Source organism: Polycladomyces zharkentensis (genome assembly GCF_016938855.1).
GTDB lineage: Bacteria > Bacillota > Bacilli > Thermoactinomycetales > JIR-001 > Polycladomyces > Polycladomyces zharkentensis.
Window position 1 is genome coordinate 36,976 of sequence record NZ_JAFHAP010000001.1, and the last position, 25,084, is coordinate 62,059.

Here is a 25,084-nt window from a genome sequence, read left to right on the forward strand (position 1 = left end):
CTTTTTGATGTGGTTATGCGGATTTCTTTTTCGATTTTCCCCATACGATCGTCAGGGCGAAAGGCACGATCAACGCAATGGCCATCCCGATGAAGAACACACCCCAATACTGAGGGAAAATGGACAGGAATCCGGGGAGACCGCCCACGCCGATCGAAGAAGCTTTGACATGTTGCGAAGTGATGACCACTGCTCCGATGGCGGACCCGATCATGCCGCAATAAAAAGGATAGCGGTAGCGGATGTTGATCCCAAACATCGCCGGTTCCGTGATGCCGAGATAAGCGGAGATCGTGGAGACCAAAGACATTCCTTTGACCTTTTCCTCTTTGGAAACAAACATCATGGCCAACGCCGCCGATCCCTGAGAGATATTGGACAACGCCAGGATCGGCCACAGGAAGGTGCCGCCCGTGCTTGCGATCAGCTGCAGATCCACGGCCAGGAACGTATGGTGCATGCCGGTGACCACCAAAGGCGCATAGAATGCACCATAAATCAGTCCCCCAATCAACGGCAATTGATGGAAGACCCAGACAAATGCAGATGTAATCGCTTTCCCAACGGCAAATGTAACAGGACCGATCACGATGAAAGCCAGAAATCCGGTGATCAAAAGCGCGATCGGTGCCACCAACAGCAGTTGAAAACCTTCCGGTACCCGTTTTCGCAAATACAATTCAATCTTGGTCAACACGAAAGCGGATACAAGTACCGGCAAGACTTGACCTTGGTATCCGATTTTTTGGATACTCAACCCAAATACGTTCCAGTAAGGAACGGTTCCTTTGGAGACGGCTTCGGCGTAACTCCAGGCATTCATCAAATCCGGATGGATCAGCATCAATCCCAGTACGATGCCCAAAAGCTCACTGCCCCCAAAACGTTTGACGGCAGACCAACCGATCAGTCCCGGCAAGAAAACAAAGGCGGTGTTGGCGATCAAATTGATGATGCCGGCGAAATCCTTCCATTCCGGATGGACGTCGATCAAGGCCTGATTGGGATAGAAAATGCCCTTTCCCGTCAATACATTGTTGATCCCCATCAACAGACCCGCGCTGACAATCGCCGGCAGAAGCGGAATAAAGATATCTCCCAATGTTTTGATGAGTCTTTGGAGAGGATTCAGTTTTTTCTCGGCTTCGCTTTTGACTTCTTCCTTGGTGGCATGTTGCATACCCGTGATTTCACGCAAATATCCGTAAGCCTTCTCAACGCCCGAACCGATGACAATCTGAAACTGTCCGTTGGCGGAGAAGGAACCTTTCACCACATCCACACGTTCCAGTGCATCTTTGTCAACTTTCCCTTCATCTTTCAAGACCAGCCGCAACCGCGTGACACAATGGGTGGCGGTGACGATGTTGTCCTTGCCCCCAACGGCTTGAACGATCCGTTCCACCGAATGCTTCATCGCATCCATGTTGTTTCTCCTCCTGTATCCGCTTACATATTTCGACACTATGATAACTTGTATATACAAGTTTCGTCAATGCTTGTCTATACAAGTTATCATAAAAAAAGTCGCCTTATCGGCGACGGGCAAATTCCGTAAAAACAAATCGATCGGGTCGGTGGCGGGATTCGGTATATTCAAACCGGGTTCCATCATATAAATGGACGAAATTCTTCACCACCACGACAAAGGGATTGTTCGGCTGGAGGTCCAGATATTCCTTGTCTTTCGAAGTAGCCGGTTCGACCTGGATCACTCTTCGGGCAAATCCGATTTTGAGTTGCAACGTTTGTTCCATATATTCGTAGATGGAGTTTTCCGCGATCTCCTTTGTCAGGTCGGTCACGACATCCTTTAAAAAATAGTTGATGTCCAAAATGATGTTTTCCCCATCCAACTCGCGAACACGATACAGATGATACGCCTCTTCCCCGAGAGGCAGTTGGGTTTTTTTGTGAAGAGGAGGGCTGATCATCACGCTTTCCAACTTGGGGACATGGGTGACAAAGGCTTGGCCACTCAATTTGCTGGCCTCCTTGAAGCTGACGAGTCCCCCCACCGAAAAGGTGATCGGTTTGTTTTCCAACACGTAAACGCCTTTCCCGTGCAGACTGTGGATCAGTCCCTCTTCGGCCAATAAATCCAACGCTCTTCGAATGGTTCCTCTACTGACTCCGTAATGTCGGCACAAGTCATTTTCAGACGGCAACTTATCGCCGGGAAGATAATGATATTCCAATATTTTCCCTTTGATATCCTCATATATCCGGATATATCTCCGGCTCATGTTCTCCCCCCTTTTCCGGTCGTGCCCGCATAAAAAGCGCCGCCTACCGGCGGCTCAGATTTTTGACAAAGTGCGTCTGTCCAGATCGTGTGCATGATTTTCCCGGCTCGCCCGACCTGCATCCGCAAGGAAGCAACGCAAGGCCGCTCCGAACCGGAGACGCAGAACGCGGGCATAGTCTTCGCTCAAAAAGGACATGCCCGCTGTGGGCTCCTGCACCTTTCCGAACCGATGCCCGGTCGGGCTTGATCCATCGCTCGCCCGGGAAAACATGGCCGCCTGAGGGAATGGTCAGGCACAGCAGAGACGGAAACAAACCACTTCCCTTTGGATCTCAGGATGATGCGGACACCTTGCGCTCCAATTCCTTCATCCACTGTTCCATCCGTTGACGATCCCGTTCCAGGATGGGCTTCAGGTAACGTCCAGTGTGGGAGGCCTTGACTTCCACCACTTCTTCGGGAGTGCCTGCGGCGACGATGGTGCCTCCCCCGGCTCCGCCTTCCGGTCCGAGGTCGATGATGTAGTCGGCTGTTTTGATCACGTCCAGATTGTGTTCGATCACCAGCACCGTGTCCCCGTTGTCCACCAACCGTTGCAGGACTTGGAGCAGGCGGGCGATATCGTCGATATGCAGACCGGTGGTCGGTTCATCCAGGATGTAAAGCGTTCGGCCATTGCTCCGTTTGTACAACTCGGAAGCCAGTTTGACGCGCTGGGCTTCCCCGCCGGAAAGCGTCGTCGCCGGTTGACCCAGTTTCATGTATCCCAATCCGACATCGTACAAGGTTTGGAGTTTTCGCTTGATGCGCGGGATGTTTTGGAAGAACTCCAACGCTTCCTCCACGGTCATCTCCAGCACATCAGCCACGTTCTTCCCTTTGTATTTGATCTCCAACGTGTCGCGGTTGTACCGTTTGCCTTTGCACTCTTCACACGGTACATAGACGTCGGGCAAAAAGTGCATCTCGATCTTGATGATTCCGTCTCCGCGGCAGGCTTCACAACGGCCTCCCTTGACGTTGAAGCTGAAACGCCCTTTCTTGTAACCGCGGACTTTGGCCTCCGGCGTCGACGCGAACACTTCGCGGATATCGTCAAACACGCCGGTGTAGGTGGCCGGGTTGGAACGCGGCGTGCGCCCGATCGGCGATTGGTCGATATCGATCACTTTGTCCAAATGCTCAATCCCGAAGATTTCGTCGTGGGCGCCGGGAATCACTTTGGCCTTGTTCAGTTGACGGGCCAACGCCTTGTGCAGCACTTCATTGACCAGCGTACTTTTGCCGGAACCGGAAACGCCCGTCACACAGGTAAACACTCCGAGCGGGATGCGGACGTCGATGTTTTTCAGGTTGTTCTCTCTGGCACCGCGCACCTCCAGCCACTTGCCGTTGGGCTTGCGCCGCTCTTCGGGGAGCGGGATGAATTTGCGCCCGCTCAGATATTGCCCGGTCAACGAATCGGGATGGCGCATCACCTCTTCCGGTGTGCCTGCCGCCACGACACGCCCCCCGTGTGCACCGGCACCCGGCCCGATGTCAATGATGTAGTCGGCGGCCAGCATCGTGTCTTCATCGTGCTCCACGACGATCAGTGTGTTGCCCAGATCACGCATCCGCTCCAACGTTTCGATCAGACGGTTGTTGTCCCGTTGGTGCAGTCCGATGCTCGGCTCGTCCAAAATGTAGAGGACCCCCATCAATGAAGAGCCGATCTGGGTGGCCAAACGGATCCGCTGGGCTTCTCCACCGGAGAGCGTGCCCGCCGAGCGGTGCAGGGTGAGGTAATCCAGTCCCACGTTGACCAGAAATCCGAGACGTTCCCGGATTTCTTTCAACACTTGACGGGCGATCTGTTGTTCCTTTTCATTCAGTTCCAGGTTGTCGAAAAAAGCAAGTGCGTCACGGACGGACAGCCGCGTCACATAGTCGATGTTTTTCCCGCCGACAAAGACATGCAGGCTTTCTTTGCGCAGACGGGCTCCCTTGCAGGTGGGGCAAGCCTTGGTGCTCATATAGTTTTCGATCATTTCGCGAACCGAATCGGAACCGGTCTCATGATAGCGACGTTGCAGGTTATTGACCACGCCCTCGAAACGCACCTGGGTTTCGCGCCGATGACCCAGATCGTTGGTGTAGCGGAACGGAATCCGCTCTTGCGTACCATACAACAAGAGATTTCGCTCTTCCTGCGACAGTTCGGCAAAGGGCCGGTCCATGTCGATGCCGAAATGGTCGCAGACCGTTTCCAACAGTTGTTCGTAATAATTGCTGGACGAATGGGCCCACGGCTCCAGCGCGCCTTCCCGAATCGTTTTCTCCGGGTCCGGTACCACCAGCTCGGGGTCGATTTCCATCCGGCTGCCCAATCCGTCGCAGGTCGGACACGCACCAAACGGGCTGTTGAACGAGAACATCCGGGGCGAAAGCTCGTCGATGCTGAATCCGCACTCCGGGCAAGCCAGGTTTTGGCTGAACAACAGTTCCTCCCCGTCCACCACATCGATCAATACCTGGCCATCGGTAAGTCCCAGTGCCGTTTCGATTGAGTCGGTCAGTCGGGTCTCGATCCCCGGTTTGACGACGAGACGGTCCACGACCACTTCAATGGTGTGTTTTTTGTTCTTCTCCAGTTTGATTTCTTCGGACAAGTCCCGGATCTCCCCGTCAATCCGCACCCGGACAAACCCCTGTTTGCCGATGTCCTGCAACAGTTTGACATGTTCCCCTTTCCGTCCCTTCACCATGGGGGCCAGAACCTGAATCCTCGTCCGCTCAGGCAGTTCCATGATCCGGTCCACCATTTGCTGTACCGTCTGCGAGGAAATCTCGATTCCGTGTTCGGGACAGACGGGGCGACCGATACGAGCGAACAACAGGCGGAGGTAATCGTAAATCTCCGTCACCGTCCCCACCGTTGAACGCGGGTTGCGGCTGGTCGTTTTCTGATCGATGGAAATGGCCGGAGACAATCCCTCGATGGCGTCGACGTCGGGTTTGTCCATCTGGCCGAGGAACTGGCGGGCATAGGCGGAGAGGGATTCCACATAACGACGTTGCCCCTCCGCATAGATGGTGTCGAAGGCAAGCGAAGATTTGCCCGATCCGCTCAATCCCGTCAACACGACAAATTTGTCCCGCGGAATGGTGACGTCGATATTTTTCAGGTTGTGCACTCGCGCACCGCGAACCACAATGTGTTCCTGTGCCATGTGTTCATGCTCCCTCCGCTTTCAGTTCGATGATCATGTCCCGAAGTTCCGCCGCCCGCTCGAACTCCAACTCCTTGGCCGCCGCTTTCATCTCTTTTTCCAGCTGAGCGATCAACCGTTGACGCTCTTTTTTGGTCATCTTCGCGACCCGGTTGGCCGTTTCATATGTGGGCTTATCTTCTGCCACCTTGGTCGCTTCAATCACATCGCGCACTTTTTTGCGCACCGTCTGCGGTGTGATGCCATGCTGCTCGTTGTACGCGATCTGGATGCGGCGACGCCGTTCCGTCTCGTCGATTGCCTTTCGCATCGATTTGGTGATGGTGTCGGCGTACATGATGACTTCGCCGTTAGCATTGCGGGCCGCACGGCCGATCGTCTGGATCAGGGAACGCTCCTCGCGCAAGAAACCTTCCTTGTCCGCATCCAGGATGGCCACCAACGACACCTCGGGCAGGTCCAATCCTTCCCGGAGCAGGTTGATCCCCACCAAGACATCGAATTCGCCCAACCGCAAGTCGCGCAGGATCTGCATCCGCTCAATCGTTTTGATGTCCGAATGCAAATAGCGCACCTTGATACCGACGTCTTTCAGATAGTCCGTCAAATCCTCGGCCATCTTTTTGGTCAGGGTGGTGACCAGCACCCGCTCGTCCCGTTCGATCCGCTTGTGGATTTCACCGATCAGATCATCGATCTGCCCCTCAATCGGCCGCACATGCACTTTGGGGTCGACCAGACCGGTGGGACGGATGATCTGCTCCACGACGTCAGGTGCTTTTTCCAGTTCATATGGACCCGGTGTGGCCGAAACGAAGATGACCTGATTGATCCGTTCCTCAAACTCCTCAAACTTGAGCGGTCGGTTATCCTTGGCCGAGGGCAGCCGGAAGCCGTGCTCCACCAATACCTCTTTGCGCGACATGTCTCCGTTGTACATCCCACGGATCTGGGGCACGGTAACGTGCGATTCGTCGATGACGATCAGATAGTCATCGGGGAAATAATCCAGCAGCGTATACGGCGGTTCACCCGCTTTTTTGCCCACCAGGTGACGGGAGTAGTTCTCGATGCCCGAACAGAATCCCATCTCCCGCATCATCTCCATGTCGTAGCGGGTGCGCTGCTCGAGCCGCTGGGCTTCGAGCAGTTTGCCCTGCTCGCGCAATTCGGCCAACCGCTCCTGCAGCTCCTGTTCGATATCGCGGAGCGCACGACGCATGACTTCTTCCCGCGTCACATAGTGCGACGCGGGGAAGATGGCCACATGTTCGCGATCCCCGATAATTTCACCGGTGACGACGTCGATCTCGCGAATCCGGTCGATCTCGTCACCGAAAAATTCAACCCTCACTGCCTGCTCGCTCCGTGAAACGGGGAAGATCTCCAACACGTCGCCCCGTACACGGAAAGTGCCGCGGACAAAGTTGATGTCATTGCGCTGGTACTGGATATCCACCAGTTTGCGCAGAACCTCGTTTCGATCCCGCTCCATCCCGACGCGCAGGGAGAGCACCTGGTCACGGTACTCGTCCGGTGAACCCAAGCCGTAGATGCAGGAGACACTCGCCACGATGATGACGTCCCGCCGCTCCAACAATGCACTCGTGGCGGAGTGGCGCAATTTGTCGATCTCATCGTTGATGGACGCGTCTTTCTCGATATATGTGTCCGTTTGCGGCACATAGGCTTCCGGTTGATAGTAATCATAATAACTGACGAAATACTCCACCGCATTGTGCGGGAAAAACTCTTTCAGCTCCCCGCACAGCTGGGCGGCCAGCGTTTTGTTGGGTGCAATCACAAGGGTCGGTTTGTTCACGCGGGCGATCGTGTGTGCGATCGTGAACGTTTTCCCCGTTCCGGTAGCTCCCAGCAGGGTCTGAAACTTTTTTCCCGATAAAACGCCTTGTGCAAGCTGTTCGATCGCTTTCGGCTGATCGCCGCACGGCTCGTATTCGGAAACCAATTGAAACTTTCGTTCCAAGGCCCATCACCTCGGCTCCGTTTCGTCATCCTTTTCATTATATCATAAGAAAAACCAGGTAAGGGAACATCCGTTCTAGGATGTATTTGGAAAATAGCACACACATCACATTCCCGACTCGTTCCACCAGTACCCTGCTAAGAAGGAAACCGAGCGGCACAAGAGATGGGCAACACACGCTTCGTACAGCGGAGATTGCCGGCGAAGCCCCACTCGTTATCGTACCAAGAGACCATTTTCACCCTGTTGCCTTCCAGAACCATGGTGGACAAATCATCCACGATCGAAGAACGGTTTTCCGGATCCATGCTCGAGCCTGGATCGTCGTTCATTCGAAAAAAACATTGCCCCTAGTGAAATTGTCCCTGCATACGAAACTGTTTCCTTCCTTATCGTTGCCGCAAACAGGTCATTTTCAAACCATCTCTTCCGTGCCGGTGTGCGAACAACCATCTTTCACGCTTCTCCATACTTTCACGACCATAGTCACCCGTCCGGGGGAAACATTTTCCCTCTTCAAAGGCACTCTTAAAAGGTCGCACTACTGTACCATTCCCTATGCTTCTTCCTCGTCACCGCCGCCAACAAAACAACGCTCCCGAAACGGGAGCGATCTGATCACAATAGCTGCCAATCATACCAGACGTGTCCGGTAAATCCATGAAGGATCAAAAGTTTTCCCAGACAAGCGACAGACACGCCCTGCCGGGCGAAGACCCGAAAAGCGCAGAAGGGAATCACGGGCAATTTCCTTAGAGCATAGCGTACTTTGCCGGCATCCCGCACTTACCGGGGCGGAGCGCCATGATCTGCTTGCTTGCTGGACACGGGTGGAGCGAGCCGGGAACGGAATTGGACCGTATTCAAACACACTCCCTAGGGAGAAACCGCCTCCGAAACAGGTGAGGAGATCCGAGTGATCGGGCCCGGTGAGGGGATCACACCGAGGTCTGACGGGTCCCCCTCGTATACCGCCCGTTGTACCAGTCTCGTTTCCCCCATTTCATCCACCACTTCCAGCTTGCAGTAAGCGGGCGACTTTTGCATCGCCAACCGTATATCGTCCACCGTCCGAATGTGAACACCGTTCATCCTGGTAATCCGTTCACCGGGACGAATCCCCATCTGTGACGCCGGCGTATCCGGCAACACGGCCAACACGGACATTCCGCGAAAATGGGAGGCAAACCGTGGTTCTCTCCTTTTTTCCCGCCATTTCCCAATCAGATAGATGGCCTCATGACCCACCACGGAAAAAACAGCAGCCACCCATATCAAAGGTGTCCACCATGTGGAAGCCCAGGTCAACCCGGCCAATACAAGCGCATACAGCAAGGCAAAAGTGGATGCCCGCCGTTTTTGTTGCTGATGAAGCATCGACAGATTGAGACGAGAGAAGCCCAGCAACAAGGGCAATGGCAACCATCCGCCCGCAGTCGGAACAATGAGCGGAACCGCCCACAGCTTTTGCAGTCGGAATCCGCCGACCATGTACCCGTCACGGTGCCGGACTGTTTCCGGAATGAACCCGGCCAAACCGTCCATTCGGATTAACAACCACTCCAGCACATGCAGCAATCCAATCAAATATAACCAGTCCCGCTCGGTGACCATGGAGAATCTCCGCCATACGTCCAGCCATTCCGGCGGCACCTGCTCAGCCGACACGTGTGACGCAACAAGCGCGAACAAGACAAGCAATCCGCCTCCATAAGCGACACACGCCCAACGCAGCCGGAATAAACCGAGCACCACCGTCCATCCCCAAATCCACCACAACTCCATGGGGCGGACTTCCCACTGCCAAAATGAAATGAGAACCGAACACACTCCACCGCTCACCGCTCCCAAAAAAACCGTACGCAACAACAACGGCGTGGGCGGGTCCAGACGCCGACCGTATTTTCGCCATTCCCGCAAGCCTTTAAACACGAATTGCATCAACACGCACATCAAAGCCGTCCACCACAGCGGATGGACCAACAAGGCTTTCCATGTGTTCGGTGACGACAATGGAGAAGCCAACCATGAAATCAAGCCGATCCCTCCTGGGCAAATTGCAATCAAAACCCCACGGCGAATCTCGTCGTGGGGTTGATTTTCGACAACCGGTTTGATTTTCCTTTTTTTATTTAGTGGATCTTTTTCTTGGTCGCTTCAATGGCCACTTGTAATTGCACGTCATTTGCCGGGTCGCGCAACATCGCAATAAACACATCCTGCATTTTGGCGGCGGTTTTGTCATCCACCACTCCGGTCATGGGCAAGCCCTCGGTTTTTTGGAAGGCTTTGACGGCCAATTCCGTTTTCTGATCAAAGTAACCGTCTTTTCGACCCGGATTGAATCCCAAGCCATCCAGCACCATCTGCAGGTTGCGCACTGCAGAAGAATTCATATCCCGCTTCAGCGTCTGTCCTGGAGACGGGGGCGTTGCCTGTGCGTATTCCGGAGACTTCACCGGGATCGTCGGTTGGATTCCTGCGGTACCGCCATGCTGGTCGATCCAGGTTCCTCCGGGTGTCAGCCATTTGGCTACGGTCAGCTTCAGGTTGCTGCCGTCGTCAAAGTCCTTCACCGTCTGTACCGTTCCCTTGCCGAACGACTTCTCGCCCACCACTTGCGCTCCGGCGGATTCCTTCAACGCGGCGGCCAGAATCTCCGACGCGCTGGCACTGCCCTTATCGATCAGGACGGTGATCGGATACGATTTTTTCCCTTGCAGCTTCGATTTATAAACGACTTTGTTTCCGGCTTTGTCTTGCGTGACCAGCACATTTTTCCCGCCAGGCACCAGCTGATCGGCAATATCGAGCACCGCAGGCAACAAACCGCCCGGATTGCCACGCACGTCGATAACCAGCCCTTTTATCCCCTTGCTTTCCAGCTGTTTCAGCTGGTTACCGAAATCTTTCGCCGTGTCGTTGGAAAACTGCGTAATCTGAATGTAGCCGATTTGTTGCGGCATCATTTTGGATTCGACCGTCTTGATGGGAATGTTGTCCCGCTTGACGTTGATGTGCAATACCCCACTGTAACCGGGACGGATCACTTCCAGCTTGGCAATGGTCCCCTTGGGCCCGCGAATCTTCATCACCGCTTCATTCAGGCTCATTCCTTCCAAGCTGACGCCGTTCACCTTGATCACTTGATCGTTGGGGCGCAATCCCGCTTTTTCCGCCGGTGAATCCTTAAACGGGGAGACGATCGTCACCTTTCCGTTTCTCATGGTGACTTCCGCCCCGATTCCCTGGAATGACGATTCCAGAGTAGACTCAAACTGTTTGGCCGTAGTCGGGTCCATATAGGCGGAATAGGGATCTCCGAGCGAATCCACCATCCCTTGGATGGCACCGTCGATCAGTTTTTTGTCGTTTGCTCCCCGTACATATTGGGACTTGATCACGGCATACGCCGTTTTTAATTTTTCAAATCCGTCAACATCACCTTGCACGGCGGCGGAAAAATCACCGTTCAACCACAGGGCCGGCGCTCCTGTCAACCGATCCCAAATGCCGCCGTCTTTGACCACCGCTGCTGTCGCGGCACTGCTGAGGACGATGGAAACGATCACCATCAGCGCCACCGTCCGTCCGCGAAATTGCATGTCGACACCACCTTTGTCAGCCTGTATGTCTTCCGTTCATCCCCGATCGCAGGTCGAAGATAATATATGATAGACAGGCCGGGAATAGTCAGGAATTCCAACAGGCATATCGAAAAAGAAAGACTGTCCAGTCCGTGGAACTGTACAGTTCTTTTCGGATTGGTTCGTTCATCCATTTATTATAGCGCAATGTGTCACCGGAATCATCCCCGTGCTTCCTCAATGGGAAAGGTACAGAACAGGGTTGACCGCTTTCTCTCCCAACCGCACCTCAAAATGGAGATGCGGACCCGTGGAAAAACCGTTGCTGCCAATCCCGGAGATGCGCTGTCCCCGCTTCACTTCGTCGCCTTCATGCACCAAAACCTGATTTTCGTAACTGTGACCATACCAGGTAAAAAGGTCTTGTCCCCCTTTTTTCCCGTGGTAAATGACAATAATCCAACCGTAGCCGAGTGACGGCCCGCTTCTCACCACCACTCCGCCGGCCGCCGCATATACCGGATCGTTGTAGTTTCCGTGGATGTCGATCCCCATATGCGGTCGCATCACCCCTTTGAGCGGGTGGACGCGCGGTCCATACGGGGACGTGATCTCATGACTGTTGGCAGGCCAACGAAGAGGGCCGCCCTCGTACGGAAAGGACAACCGGCCACTGTGCAGCAAGCTGAGATTGATCCGACGCACTTCGTCTTCTTTGATATCTTCCAACCCCTCCAGCTCGGCAAGCCGTACCCGGTTTTTCTTCAGGTCGGCCAACATTCGGTCATATGCCGCTTTGGCTTCTTCGGCTTTCTTTTTTTGTTCGGCCTTCAATTGAACCAGTGAGGATTCGTAACGGGTTTTGGCTTGCTTCCATTTAAAATAAGAGTCGAACAGGTTCCGATCCTGTTTGACGATCAGGCGCATCGTCTCAAAACGGGTGAGAAACGCCTGAAAGGAATCGGCTGTCAACAAGGTGCGCATGAAGCCGAAATCCCCTTGCTCATACAAACGGCGAACCCGTTGTTTGAAAATGGCTTGCTGGCGGGTCAACTTTGCGTTGATCTGACGGATCTCTTGCTGCGTCCGCAGAATCTCGTCATCAATTCGGTAACTTTCTTTCTCCAAACGTTCCAGCTCCGCCTGGTTGGCTTTCATCTTCTCGTTCAACTGTTTGATTTTCCCCTGCACCTGTCCTTTTTGCTGACGTACCTGATTGAGCTCACTCTTCGATTTCACTGCTGAGGAGGGAACCGCCCATGCCGGAGAAGAAATGAACAGTCCCAAGCAAACCGCTGCCGCCAACAGGATTCCTTTCCGCATCTTTCTCTGTTCCTCCATCTCTCCTGGTTGTGCTGATTTTCTTCTCTGTGAGTGGCCTTTTTCCCGCCCACTCCCGCAACGGTCGCGTTCCGGAAAAAGGCCACTCTGCTCATGGAGCTGATCCCTGCAGGTAACGGATCGGATTTTGCAGATGTATGCGAGGACCCGGCATTTTCCGCGATCACCTGGCCGCAGCATCCGTTTGCCCGCACTCACGCGTACCGAACTATGCCCATCCAACATGGTGAAACCGCCTGATCCAGAATGACGGCCCGCCGTAGCCGCTTGCGGGGTGACTTTCCTTCACCGCAGCAGCATGAATCGGTGTGCCATGGGTCCGTCGAAATCGACTCCTGCCTCCCGGTAACGGGATGAACACACCCATGTTCCCGCTCTTTTCTTCTGATCCGTCTTGATTTCCCCGTAACGATACGCCTGCCGGCCCTCCCGAAACACCAGACTGAGCACCATCACCCCTGTCTACCCTCCTCGATTCATTCCATCCTCTCCTTGCGCGTGATCCTTTTGTCTGTATCGTTATTCTCTTCGAATATTCCCTCAAAATGGAATCCAGTGTCAAAAAGGTGTTTCCATTCGCATGTTTTGAATGCTGCCATTCAGCGAATGAATCAGTATGTGCATTGTCCGTCTGATCGAACCATACCAACTCTGGACACGCCCTGGACGTGGCCACCGGCTCTCGTTTCGCTACACATCAATGTGATACTTTTATGAAGAGCGTGCAGGAAAACCCATCCCTTCAGGGTTGGGATGAAAGCGAGCTGTGCATTGAGCTGTTTCAGCGCTTGCATCTCGGCGGCCACTTTCGGTTTCAACTGCGCCACCTATGCGGCTGCTTCCTGATCCTGCGGGTTTTGCTTGTCCGACAGAATTTTGGTGCAATCGAGTCAAGAAGTGCGAAAACACTTAAAACTGCTATGCGAGCAAAAACTCGTGAAACGAAAATTGCCCAGGCATGACGAAACCATCGTGGATGGATGTGGGCTGCCACGCCAGATGAAGCGAAAAGACCACGACGACCAAAGGGAGTGCCTCCGGTGCTTCAGCCGTGTGGGGCAAGTCACGAAAAAAGTCGACCCGTTCCCGGATCGGCAAATGGTTGATCGATTGTGTTCCTGTTGGATTTTTCATCCACCACCGATAATATCTTGGGCCACCGGGTGGGTCGACTTGTTGCTTGATTGAGACAATGGACTATCTCGACAGATAATACACAGGATTCTGCAACTTGCCGTTTTTCCGCACTTCGAAGTGGCAGTGCGGGCCGGTGCCGGTGCCGTTGTTGCCCACTTCCGCGATCTTTTGACCGCGAGCCACGCGATCACCCACATTGACCGTCACCGTGTTGCCATACATATGAGCATACAAGGTGGACAATCCGCCGTGGTCAATGACAACAATCCACCCATATCCGCTGGACGGACGGCTTTCGATCACCTTCCCGCTGGCCGCGGCACGAATGGACGCTCCCATCGGGCAACCAATGTCCACACCATCATGGTGTTTGTATCCCCCCGTCACCGGGTGTGGCCGCCAACCGAAGGGGGACGTGATCGGCCCGTTGCACGGTCTCGACAATTTTCCGCCACTCCACATCCCACTGCTGTAAGCCAGCTCTGCGTTGATCTTGTCCAGCTCTTCCTGCTTGATTTCTTCTTCTTCCTCCAGTTGGCTCAACGCCTTTTCGTGCTGTTTCACCAAGGTGACAATCTTTTGATATTCTTCATCCGCCTTGGCCTTTTCCTCTTTCAATTTGTTTTGCTCCGCCAACAACCTTTGCTGATCCTTCTCTTTTTTCTCCCAGGCCTCGAAATAATGATTCAACAGGGTACGGTCCTGTTTGACGATCAGGCGGACCGTCTCAAATCGGACCAGGAATTCGTTGAAGGATTCGGCTGAAAACAAGGCCTTCATGTATCCCATGTCGCCTTTCATGTAAATCTCGCGGACTCGTTGTTTGAAGATGGCCGCATGCTGATTGAGTTCTTTTTCCGCTTTCCGGAGATCTTTTTTCGCTTTCTCCACCTTTTTGTTCTGTTCGTCCAATTTTTTCTCCAGCTCATTCAGTTTTTGTTCCCTGGCATCCAGTTGCTCCTTCACCTTTTCCAGATCCGCTTCCTTCTGCGACTTCCGGTTCCGAATATCCTGCAATTCCTTTTTGGTCTTGTCCACTTTGCTCTCCGCGTTCACCCCGTTGACCGTCAGCCCGCTGAAAACCAAGCTGACAGCCAATACCATTGCAAGCAACGTGCGCTTCATTCAACCCTCTCTCCATATGTTTTTTTCAGGTGTCAACGAAAACCGTCGGGGACTTGCCCGGCATCTCGTTTGATCACCGAATACTAAAAATACTATATAAAAAAGTCGACCCGCTCCCGGATCAGGACGGATGCCCCGTTCGCATTTCCTGCATCTATCCCGGCGTTTGATTGAACCAATCGGGCGGGTCGACTTATTGCTGGATTTGAAAAAGGAAGAATGATTACCTTAAATACTTCGCCGGATCCTGCAATCTTCCGTTTTTCCGCACTTCAAAGTGAAGGTGCGGTCCGGTGGAACGCCCGTTGTTCCCCACTTCCGCGATTTTTTGACCGCGAGCCACGCGTTCACCCACATTGACCGTAACCGTGTTGCCATACATGTGAGCATACAAGGTGGACAATCCGCCGTGGTCAATGACAACAATCCATCCATACCCGTTGGACGGACGGTTTTCGATCACCTTTCCGCTGGCCGCGGCATAGATCGGCGATCCCATTGGACAGCCGAAGTCCACGCCTTCGTGGAATTTGGCTTCCCCGGTCACCGGGTGAACGCGCCAACCGTAGGGGGACGTCATCGGTCCGTCGCACGGACGTGACAAATATCCGCCATTCCACAGGCCGCGGCTGTAGGCCAATTGCGCGTTGATCTTGTCCAGCTCTTCCTGCTTGATTTCTTCTTCTTCCTCCAGCTGGTGCAAAGACGCTTCGTGCTGTTTCACCAAGGCGACGAGCTTTTGATATTCTTCATCCGCCTTGGCCTTTTCCTCTTTCAATTTGTTTTGCTCTGCCAACAACCTTTGCTGATCTTTCTCTTTTTTCTCCCTGGCTTCGAAATAATGATTCAACAGGGTGCGATCCTGTTTGACGATCAGGCGGATCGTCTCAAAACGGACCAGGAATTCGTTGAAGGAGCCGGCTGAAAACAAGGCCTTCATGTATCCCATGTCGCCTTTCATGTAAATCTCACGGACTCGTTGTTTGAAGATGGCCGCATGCTGATTGAGTTCTTTTTCCGCTTGCTGGAGATCTTTTTTCGCTTTCTCCACCTTTTTGTTCTGTTCGTCCAATTTTTTCTCCAGCTCATTCAGTTTTTGTTCCCTGGCATCAAGCTGTTCCTTCACTTTTTCCAGATCCGCTTCCTTCTGTGACTTCCGGTTCCGAATATCCTGCAATTCCTTTTTGGTCTTGTCCACTTTGCTCTCCGCGTTCACCCCGTTGACCGTCAGCCCGCTGAAAACCAAGCTGACAGCCAATACCATTGCAAGCAACGTGCGCTTCATCCAACCCTCTCCCTGTGTTGTGTTCTTCCAGTTGTCCACGGATCATCTGAAATAAGGCAGGGGATCGACGGGTTCTCCGTTTTTGTGAACTTCAAAATGGAGGTGGGGTCCCGTGGACACCCCATTATTGCCAACCGCCGCAATCACCTGGCCCCGCGATACGTGCTGTCCCACGCTGACCCGCACATCCTGAGGATATACATGTGCGTACAACGTGGCCAAGTTGTTGCCGTGATAGATGACAACGATCCAACCGTAACCACTGGCGGGACGGGATTCCATCACCACGCCGTCAGCGGCGGCGTGAATCGGCGATCCCAGACGGTCGGCAATGTCGATTCCCGCGTGAAGACGCCACCGATGCTTGATCGGATGGTAACGAAGGCCGAATTTGGATGTCAAGCGGCCACCGTCCACAGGCCAGTAAAATTTCCCGCCTTGATATTTGGGTTTCTGAACGCCTTTGTCACCGCCGGATGCACGCTTTTCCAACTCACGTTCCCTTTGTGCGATCAACTGCTGAACCTGCCGGGTGTCCTGCTCGTTCAGTTCTTCCAAATGCGACCGCTGCTGTTCCAACTGGGCCAATTGCGCTTCGTTCCGACGATATTCGGCGATCAGTTGTTTATGTAAACCCTCTGCTGCGGCCATCTGCTGTTTTTTCTGTTTCAACTGCTGCTCGATGAGGGATTTTTGACGCGCGACTTCTTGCCGGTTTTTCTGAAACCCCGCAATCAATTGCCGGTCGGCCTTGACCACTTCGCGTACCCAATAAAGCCGGGAGAGGAATTGTGCGAACGAGTCGGAGCTCATCAGCGCTTCGAAGTAAAACATGTTGCCCTGCATATACAACTGTCGTACCCGATTTCGAAACAGCGCCTGCCGCTCCTCCAGCTGCTTTTCCAGTTGCGACAGACGCGCCTTCGACTGTTGTAACTGCTGTTCTGATCGGTATACCTGATCATTCAATGCCGCCAGCCGTTGTTTCATCTCATCGATTTGCTTCACCAGCGACTGCAAATCTTCGGCTTTCACCTTTTTCTCTTTTTCGATTTGCTGAATCTGCTTGTCCCGCTCTTTGATGGCTTCCTTTTTCCGATCGATTTCACTCGGCCCGGATTGAGCCGAAGCGCCGGCAGGCGGCAAGACGACTCCCAAGGCCAAACAAACGCTTACCGCCAACAAAAAGAAGCGCTTCACACCATTCCCCTCCAAAACGTTTTTGGCATGATCAGACTTTCAGGAATCGGCGAATCGACATGATACTTCCCCAGACTCCGATCACAACACCCAACGCCATGGTCAACAGCGTGACATACAGAGACAGGGGCCACATGTCCAACGCTTTGAAGAAGTTGTACCCCTGACCCGCATCCATGATGTGGAGGAACGCGTTATACACCACCAACACGATCGTCACCGGCACAATCGATCCCAAAATCCCGATCAAGGCACCTTCAATGAAAAACGGCCAACGAATAAACCAGTTACTCGCCCCCACCAACCGCATGATCTCAATTTCACGGCGGCGGGCGAAGATGGTCAGTTTGATGGTGTTGGAGATCAGGAACGCAGCCAAGACGGCCAACCCGGTTCCGAAGACCAACACCACGATACGGACGTAATAGGACAGATCGAGCAGTTTGTCGGAGACCCCGTCACCGGAGTCGGCATCATCGATTTGGTTGAGCTGTTTGATCTTGCTCTCCAATTCCTCGATTTTTTGCGGGTTTTTGGGCACAATACGGAACATGTCAGGCAACGGGTTCTGGTTCCCTTCCAATCCTTCCAGGAATGTGGAATCTTTCCCCCATTGCTTTTTCATCTGTTCCAGTCCCGCCGATTTGGGGACGAATTCCACGCTTTTCACTTCCGGCATCTGCGAGATCTGTTTTTTCAACGCATCCACGTCATACGTAGTGGCCGTCTGCGAGACGAACGCCGTTACACCCATCTGTTTGTCCAATTCGCCGGCCCAATAGCTGACATTGAAGGCAAACACGAGAAAGAATCCGAAAATGAGCAAGGTGACGGCCACCGCACTGACCGCGGCGAACGTCATCCACGAGTTTCTGCGTAAACTTTTGACCGCCTCGCGAGCATGGCGGAACATCGTATCAATCTTCATAACCGTATTCCCCCTGCCACTCGTCCCTCACAATGACGCCTTGTTCGATGGCGATGACGCGCTTGCGCATCGTGTTCACGATCTCTTTGTTGTGGGTCGCCATCACGATGGTCGTTCCACGGTTGTTGATCTCCTGCAGCAAATACATAATGTCCCACGAGTTTTCGGGGTCCAGGTTCCCCGTAGGCTCGTCCGCAATCAGGAAACTGGGATTGTTTACAATCGCCCGGGCGATGGAGACCCGTTGCTGTTCCCCACCGGACAATTGGGACGGGAGGGCGTGCATCCGATCCTGCAAACCGACCAGCTCCAAGACTTCCTCCACGCGCCGGCGAATCTGCCGTCTCGGCGCCTCAATCGCCTCCATGGCGAAAGCGACGTTCTCATACGCTGTCATGTTGGGCAACAATTTGTAATCTTGGAATACCACTCCAATATTGCGACGCAAATACGGAATTTTCCAATCCCGAACGCGTTTGACATTGACGCCGTTGATCAGGATGACACCGCTGGATGGCTTTTCTTCCCGGTACATGAGCTTGATAAAGGTACTCTTACCCGCACCACTCGGTCCGACAATGTAGACGAATTCTCCCTGTTCGATCTTGACGTCAATTCCACGCAACGCCTCAACACCGTTCGGGTATCTTTTCCAAACATCATGCATTTCGATCACAATATCACCTCAAGCCTCGTGTACCTGGTTTTCTATGAAACTATGTAACAAACTCCCCATCCTATCACACGCATCAAATCACATTACTATTATAGTATAGCATCTTTATCCCGCAATCCCAGCCGCCTTTCCTGTTCGTTCGCTAATTCGACAAAAGCAAAACGAAAGAAACCCACTACCCTCCCGCAGTGGACTGCTGACAATGGGAAACGGGTCGTTTTTTCGACCCTTGCTCCCTCTCCCGGACAAATGTCGTCCGCATCTTGTCAACACCCTGACTGCCGTCAGGCAAGGGTTTCTATATCCGATTTCGGTTGATAGAAATCCATTTCATTAATCAATAACGTGATCTAACCACGTATGGGTTTCATCGATTTTCGATTTTTTTTCTTCGATCGCGGCCAAAACGGCTTGACGCCCCGTACCGCCGGGGATATTTCGCGCGTCCACCACCCGTTCCAATTGAAGTGCTTCATAAACGTCCGCCTCAATCAGCGGGCAGGCGGCCTTGAATTCCGCCAATTCACAATCCGTCAATGTCTTGCCCCGTTCCAGGCAATGCAGTACCAAACGCCCGACGACTTCATGCGCTTCGCGGAACGGCAAGCCTTTCTTCACCAGATAATCAGCCAGATCAGTGGCGTTGGCAAACCCGCTTTGCGCATTTTCCCGCATTTTCTCCACATTCACTTTCATGCTGGAAAGCATCGGCGCCGTTAACGCGAGCGCCCCGGTCAGCGTGTCCACCGTATCGAACACGCCCTCTTTGTCTTCCTGTATATCCTTGTTGTAAGTGAGTGGCAAGGCCTTCAATGCAGTGAGTAACGCCACCAGATGACCGATGACGCGTCCTGTTTTCCCCCGGACCAGTTCGGGGACGTCCGGATTTTTCTTCTGCGGCATCATGCTGCTGCCCGTACAGAAGGCATCATCCAACTCGATGTAACCGAACTCTTCACTGGACCACAGGATCAACTCTTCGGACAGACGGGAGAGATGAACCATGATGAGCGAAGCGATGGAGAGAAACTCCACCAGATAGTCACGATCGCTGACGGCGTCCATGCTGTTGTCATAGATACCGTCGAAGCCGAGTTCCTCCGCTACCATGTACCGGTCGATCGGAAAGGTCGTCCCGGCGATCGCACCGGCACCCAACGGCGAAATGTTGACCCGTTTGTAACTGTCCATCAACCGCTCGATATCACGCTGAAACATGGAAACGTAAGCCAACAGGTGATGGGCCAGCCGCACGGGCTGGGCACGCTGCAGGTGGGTGTATCCCGGCAGGATGGTATCCACGTGCACTTCCGCCTGTGCGATGAGCGCTTCCTGCACGCCGACAAGCAAACGGACCAGTTCAACGGTTTGATGACGAACGTACAGGTGCATATCCAACGCCACCTGATCATTGCGGCTGCGACCCGTATGCAGTTTGCCGCCGACGGGACCGATTTCCTCGATCAACAGTTTCTCGATGTTCATGTGTATGTCTTCATTCTCGACCGAAAACGACACTTCCCCGCGGCGGATGCGTTCCCGGATCGTTTCCAACCCGGAAAGGATGGTCTTCGTCTCTTCCTTCGTCAAAATGCCACAGGCGCCCAGCATGCGCACATGGGCCATACTCCCCCGGATATCTTCTTCGGCCAGCCGTTGATCAAACCCGATCGATGCGGTGTATTCCTCAACCAACTGGTTGGTCGGCTTGGTAAATCGCCCGCCCCAGAGCTTCATCGTGATCCTCCTTCTTCGGGTTGACGGTGGCGAATACTTGCGTCGGCAATCCCCACAGACGGATAAAACCGACGGCTGCCTGATGATCGAAGGTGTCCTCCGGCGTGTAGGTGGCCAGCTTTTCATTGTACAGAGATCGATCCGACTTACGGCCGGTGACCACGGCATGCCCTTTGAACAGCTTGACGCGCACCGTTCCGCTGACGGTTTCTTGCGTCACGTCGATAAAGGCGTCCAATGCTTTTTTGAGCGGGGAGAACCACAAGCCTTCATAGATCAATTTGCCCCATTGCTGTTCCACGATCGGCTTGAACTGGGCAATCTCCCGGGTTTGCGTCAGAAACTCCAGTTCCCGGTGAGCCGTGATCAGTGTAATGGCTCCCGGACACTCGTACACCTCACGCGATTTGATGCCCACCAGCCGGTTTTCCACGTGATCGATCCGGCCGACACCGTGTTTCCCGGCGATCTGGTTCAACGCGGCAATCAGCTCATGAAGCGGCATCGTTTGCCCGTCCAATGCGACAGGAAGTCCCTTTTCAAATGTGATCTCCACTTCATCAGGCTGATCGGGCGTATCGGCCAGTGAAGCTGTCCATTCATACGCTTCCTCCGGCGGCTCCGCCCACGGATTTTCCAAAATGCCGCACTCACAACTTCTTCCCCACAAGTTCTGGTCGATGCTGTAGGGATTATCCAAATCGACCGGGATCGGAATACCGTGTTTTTTGGCGTATTCGATCTCTTCGTCCCTGGACATCGCCCACTCCCGAACCGGTGCGATCACTTTCAGGTGTGGATTCAATGCGGCGACGGACACATCGAACCGTACCTGGTCATTCCCTTTCCCGGTACAACCGTGCGCCACGGCAACCGCACCTTCTTTTTCCGCCACTTGCACCAGCACTTCCGAGATGAGCGGACGGGACAGCGCGGACACCAACGGATATTTGCCTTCATACATCGCATTGGCCTTCAGTGCCGGCGCCAGATATTTCTCGGCAAACCACTGCCGCGCATCGACGACCAGCGACTTGACCGCACCCACTTTCAACGCTTTGGCTTTGACAAAATCCAAATCCTTGCCCTCTCCCACATCAAGGGCGACGGCGACAACATCATAACCGTAGTGCTCCTGCAACCACTTGATGGCGACCGATGTATCTAAACCCCCGGAATATGCCAGGATCACCTTATCTTTTGCCACGTTTGACCTCTCCCTTATAAAAATTCATCTTAGTGTATTATTATACATACCAACCGATAAAAGTCCATGTTTTTTTCGAGTGTCAAGCAAATGTCACACATTTTGATCCGGGGGGCGATCCACATGTCGGACTGCCTTTTCCGGTTTTTCGCCCACTCCCGATACAACGGCTGTTTTCCCTCAACAGAATCCAACTTTGAGGATGGAAAATATTGAATCAACCAGTTCACAAAATCATCATGCGTAGGCCCAACAGCCCATTCACATGCCAACCCATTGACTTGTACCGAAGCAGATTGATGACAAAGCGGCTGACTCCGATTTCCCGTCTGTAGCTCCGCGATGGACGGAAATTTCGCTCCGTTCCCCGAAATTGCGTGAGGTCCGACCACACTGTCAACAGTCTCGTCTTGAAGGCGTTTTTTTGCTATCCTCAAAGGGAGTCCATCTTTTGGTTGGTGATGGCGTGAACTTTTATCCTTCCCATTCCCAAAAAGGATGGGCTTATTATCCCTGCTTAGAAAGTAGTAATAATGTAAAGTTGTTGCTTTTCGTAACGAGCAAATTGTAATATCATATCAATTAGTCAGAAGCAAATTTGCTTCTTTTTCTCGGAATGAAAAGTTTCGTAAAATTAACTTTATCTTAATCTTTACGGACGTTCAAAAGAAAAACCTGATTCCCTTCGTTTTCCCAAAGGAAATCAGGTTTTTCAGAACTGTAGCCCTTAGTCAGTTTAAAAATGGCTTGTCATTAATTATTTGAAGAATTTAACACGTTCTTCCAACGGCTTGAATTCTTTATCTCCAGGTGTAGTAATCGGCTTACCAAACGGCATTTGAGCAATAAGTGTCCATTCGTTGGGGATATTCCACTCTCTTTTCACTTCATCATCAATGAGTGGGTTATAGTGTTGCAAAGAGGCGCCAAATCCTTCGATTTCTAATGATGTCCAAATCACATATTGGAGCATACCCGAAGATTGATGAGCCCAAATCGGGAAATTCTTCGCATAAGATGGGAATTGTTGTTGCAGACCTTGAATTACACGTTCGTCTTCAAAGAACAAAACTGTCCCATAGCCACTACGGAATGAGTTGTTTATTTTTTCTTCCGTTGAAGCGAATCGATCTGCAGGAACGATTTTTCTTAACGTTTCCTTAGTAATATCCCATAACTTGTTGTGATGCTCTCCTAACAACAGAACTACTCGTGCACTCTGGGAATTAAATGCAGATGGTGTGTATTTGACAGCATGGTCAATCACTTCTTTAATTCTTTCATCAGAAACGGGTGCTTCTTTGCTGATCCCGTAATAAGTGCGTCGATCTTTCACTGCTGTATAGAAATCTTTTGCGCTATTCGCCATGCCACTCGCCCCCGGTTTCATTTTATTTCCGAATACATTATCTAAGAATCCCATTTAACACATCTCCTTAACTATTCTAAAGTTTAGCCTCTTCCTGCTTGGAATTCCGGATATTTGGTCATTCCGCCATCTACAAACAAGGTAATCCCTGTCACATAACTGGATTCAGAAGAAGCCAGCCATGCCGCTGCTGCGGCGATTTGTTCCGGTTTACCGATATAGCCCATCGGAATCATACTTTCGACATCTTTTCTTTGTTCAGGATCAGAGAATTTTTCAGCATTAATCGGAGTATCAATGGCGCCTGGTCCAATGTTGTTCACACGGATGCCTTTTGGAGCGTATTCTAACGCCAAGGTTTCGGTCATTAACTTGATGCCGCCTTTGCTTGCAGCGTAATGGACAAACAGTGGCCAAGGAATCACTTCATGCACACTCGACATGTTAATGACGTTCCCTCTAATGTTGTTTTCTACAAAATATTTAATGGCTTCACGGCTACCCAAAAAAGCACCGGTTAAGTTGGTATTAATAACCTTGTTCCAATCCGATAGGGATAATTCGTGTGATGGGACTGGATTTTCAATTCCGGCGTTATTGATCATCACATCTAAAGTACCGTAATGATCAATGGCAGATCGAACAAGACGTTTGACATCTTCTTCTTTCGTCACATCCCCACTGACAATAATCGCATCTCCGCCTGCTTGTTTGACTTCTTTCATCACTTCAAGGGCTTCTTCTTCACTCGAACGATAGTTGATCACCACTTTGGCTTGTTCTTGACCAAACCGAATGGCCATGGCCCGACCAATACCTTTTGAAGCTCCGGTAATGACAACGACTTTTCCTTTCAGATCTGGATACATAAAACATCCTCCTCCGATTGATGTATTGGTTGTTGCATTTATGATTTGGCTAAACCAAGGAAAACAGCACCGATCACAATCAGGATAATCCCTGTCACAATCCCAATAAGTTGACGTTTCGTTTTCTTTTCGCCCAAGAAAACAATACCGCCGAGCGTAGAAACGATAATCCCCAATTGGGATAAAGAAAAACTGATGGCTACACCTACTTTTGGTTGGGAAATGAACAAAAACAAGTTGCCGGTTGCCCAAACGACCCCAGGTAAGATGTTTTTGAGGGTATAGCGATTAAAAGGTTTGTGTTTATAAGTCAGCATCACCCCCCCAACGACCATTCCAATCGCTTGAGGGAAAAGGGCCGACCAGCTATCGATATGGAAAAGTCGTACAATCACCACGTAAATGAGGTAACCGACCGTAGACACAATCAGTGTGACGATCCCTTTTTTCGTTTGCCTGGATGTATCTTTTCTGTTTTCATCCTCCAGAGAAGTGAGGACAATCCCGATCACAATCAGGATGAGAGCGATTGTCCCAAAGAGAATGGCGCTCAGTGTAGACCATTCTTTAAACACAATCACGCCAAAGAGCGTCGTAGAGACCAATTGCATCCCTGTTGAAATCGGCATGGTTTTTGAAACACCCATATATTCCACGCTTTTCAATTGGTTTCGCTGACCAAGAGCCCAAAATAAGCCGGATAGGATTCCGACGATAAAAATGAGGGGTGACAACGGAGGTTGTACAAAAAGAAAGATCACGATGGAAAAAACCAATGCCCCTATCGTTGTTCCCAACGTTTGGCTATAAGGTCCACCACCCAGTTTCACGTTAAGTAATACAATACTTCCCCAAGCCAGTGCCGGGATGAGAGCTAAGAGTATATCCATTGGTTGAACCCTTCTTTCATGATGTACTTTGATAATATACTTTACTTTAGTTAGTTGATTATTTTACGTAACCAATAGTACCACTTGCGTTTCTAATAGTCAATTAGTAAAAAATAGAAGCCTTTATTTGAACTGATGAGGTCACGAAAGGGAAACTACGAAAACTGATTGAACTCGCTCAATACACAAAAAAATAGAGGGTTTCCTCTCTCCCCAACACCCGTTAAATCAGTATAAGCTAGGAGCCGCCCCCTTGGAGATCCGCACTGAAAACCGAACAAAAAAA

General features: G+C 52.0%; 19 protein-coding genes. All 19 read right to left on the reverse strand.

Features of this window, described 5'->3' with window-relative positions:
• Positions 1-13: 13 nt before the first annotated feature.
• Positions 14-1,426 carry a PTS system trehalose-specific EIIBC component gene (gene treP / locus JQC72_RS00180; RefSeq protein WP_205492101.1) on the reverse strand — a complete coding sequence of 471 codons (1,413 nt, stop codon included), beginning with the start codon at positions 1,424-1,426 and terminating at the stop codon, positions 14-16.
• Between the two features lie 106 nt (positions 1,427-1,532).
• Positions 1,533-2,246 (reverse strand): trehalose operon repressor, encoded by a 714-nt coding sequence (gene treR, locus JQC72_RS00185; protein WP_205492102.1) that lies wholly within the window; start codon positions 2,244-2,246, stop codon positions 1,533-1,535.
• Positions 2,247-2,580: 334 nt separating this feature from the next.
• On the reverse strand, positions 2,581-5,460 hold the full coding sequence (gene uvrA / locus JQC72_RS00190) for an excinuclease ABC subunit UvrA (RefSeq protein ID WP_205492103.1): 2,880 nt from the start codon (positions 5,458-5,460) through the stop codon (positions 2,581-2,583).
• A 4-nt stretch (positions 5,461-5,464) separates the two neighbouring features.
• Entirely contained in the window at positions 5,465-7,447 is a 1,983-nt protein-coding gene (uvrB, locus tag JQC72_RS00195) for an excinuclease ABC subunit UvrB (protein ID WP_205492104.1), read from the reverse strand.
• 876 nt (positions 7,448-8,323) lie between these two features.
• Positions 8,324-9,484: a PDZ domain-containing protein gene (locus JQC72_RS00200; RefSeq protein WP_205492105.1), complete on the reverse strand. Its 1,161-nt coding sequence runs from the start codon at positions 9,482-9,484 to the stop codon at positions 8,324-8,326.
• A 95-nt stretch (positions 9,485-9,579) separates the two neighbouring features.
• Entirely contained in the window at positions 9,580-11,052 is a 1,473-nt protein-coding gene (locus JQC72_RS00205; protein ID WP_205492106.1) for a S41 family peptidase, read from the reverse strand.
• A 219-nt stretch (positions 11,053-11,271) separates the two neighbouring features.
• Positions 11,272-12,357 (reverse strand): murein hydrolase activator EnvC family protein, encoded by a 1,086-nt coding sequence (locus tag JQC72_RS00210; RefSeq protein ID WP_205492107.1) that lies wholly within the window; start codon positions 12,355-12,357, stop codon positions 11,272-11,274.
• Between the two features lie 303 nt (positions 12,358-12,660).
• Entirely contained in the window at positions 12,661-12,831 is a 171-nt protein-coding gene (locus JQC72_RS00215; protein ID WP_205492108.1) for a hypothetical protein, read from the reverse strand.
• A 462-nt stretch (positions 12,832-13,293) separates the two neighbouring features.
• Positions 13,294-13,509: a hypothetical protein gene (locus tag JQC72_RS00220; RefSeq protein WP_205492109.1), complete on the reverse strand. Its 216-nt coding sequence runs from the start codon at positions 13,507-13,509 to the stop codon at positions 13,294-13,296.
• Between the two features lie 63 nt (positions 13,510-13,572).
• A complete protein-coding gene (locus JQC72_RS00225; protein ID WP_205492110.1) occupies positions 13,573-14,637 on the reverse strand; it encodes a murein hydrolase activator EnvC family protein in 1,065 nt (354 codons plus the stop codon).
• Between the two features lie 223 nt (positions 14,638-14,860).
• The gene (locus JQC72_RS00230) at positions 14,861-15,922 is read right to left on the reverse strand and encodes a murein hydrolase activator EnvC family protein (protein WP_205492111.1); all 1,062 of its coding nucleotides are present in this window, start codon (positions 15,920-15,922) and stop codon (positions 14,861-14,863) included.
• 42 nt (positions 15,923-15,964) lie between these two features.
• Entirely contained in the window at positions 15,965-17,122 is a 1,158-nt protein-coding gene (locus JQC72_RS16680; protein WP_205492112.1) for a murein hydrolase activator EnvC family protein, read from the reverse strand.
• Between the two features lie 31 nt (positions 17,123-17,153).
• Positions 17,154-18,050 (reverse strand): permease-like cell division protein FtsX, encoded by an 897-nt coding sequence (ftsX, locus tag JQC72_RS00240; protein ID WP_205492113.1) that lies wholly within the window; start codon positions 18,048-18,050, stop codon positions 17,154-17,156.
• A complete protein-coding gene (gene ftsE / locus JQC72_RS00245; RefSeq protein WP_205492114.1) occupies positions 18,040-18,726 on the reverse strand; it encodes a cell division ATP-binding protein FtsE in 687 nt (228 codons plus the stop codon). Before ftsE ends, ftsX begins: the two co-directional genes overlap by 11 nt.
• Before the next feature lie 333 nt (positions 18,727-19,059).
• Positions 19,060-20,463: an argininosuccinate lyase gene (argH, locus tag JQC72_RS00250; RefSeq protein WP_205492115.1), complete on the reverse strand. Its 1,404-nt coding sequence runs from the start codon at positions 20,461-20,463 to the stop codon at positions 19,060-19,062.
• Positions 20,414-21,670 carry an argininosuccinate synthase gene (locus JQC72_RS00255; protein ID WP_205492116.1) on the reverse strand — a complete coding sequence of 419 codons (1,257 nt, stop codon included), beginning with the start codon at positions 21,668-21,670 and terminating at the stop codon, positions 20,414-20,416. Before JQC72_RS00255 ends, argH begins: the two co-directional genes overlap by 50 nt.
• A gap of 757 nt (positions 21,671-22,427) precedes the next feature.
• Complete coding sequence (locus tag JQC72_RS00260; RefSeq protein ID WP_302104366.1) at positions 22,428-23,039, reverse strand: nitroreductase family protein; 612 nt, start codon at positions 23,037-23,039, stop codon at positions 22,428-22,430.
• 83 nt (positions 23,040-23,122) lie between these two features.
• Positions 23,123-23,908, reverse strand: a complete 786-nt coding sequence (gene gdh, locus JQC72_RS00265) for a glucose 1-dehydrogenase (RefSeq protein WP_205492118.1) — start codon at positions 23,906-23,908, stop codon at positions 23,123-23,125.
• Positions 23,909-23,946: 38 nt separating this feature from the next.
• Complete coding sequence (locus JQC72_RS00270) at positions 23,947-24,798, reverse strand: GRP family sugar transporter (RefSeq protein WP_205492119.1); 852 nt, start codon at positions 24,796-24,798, stop codon at positions 23,947-23,949.
• Positions 24,799-25,084 lie beyond the last annotated feature (286 nt).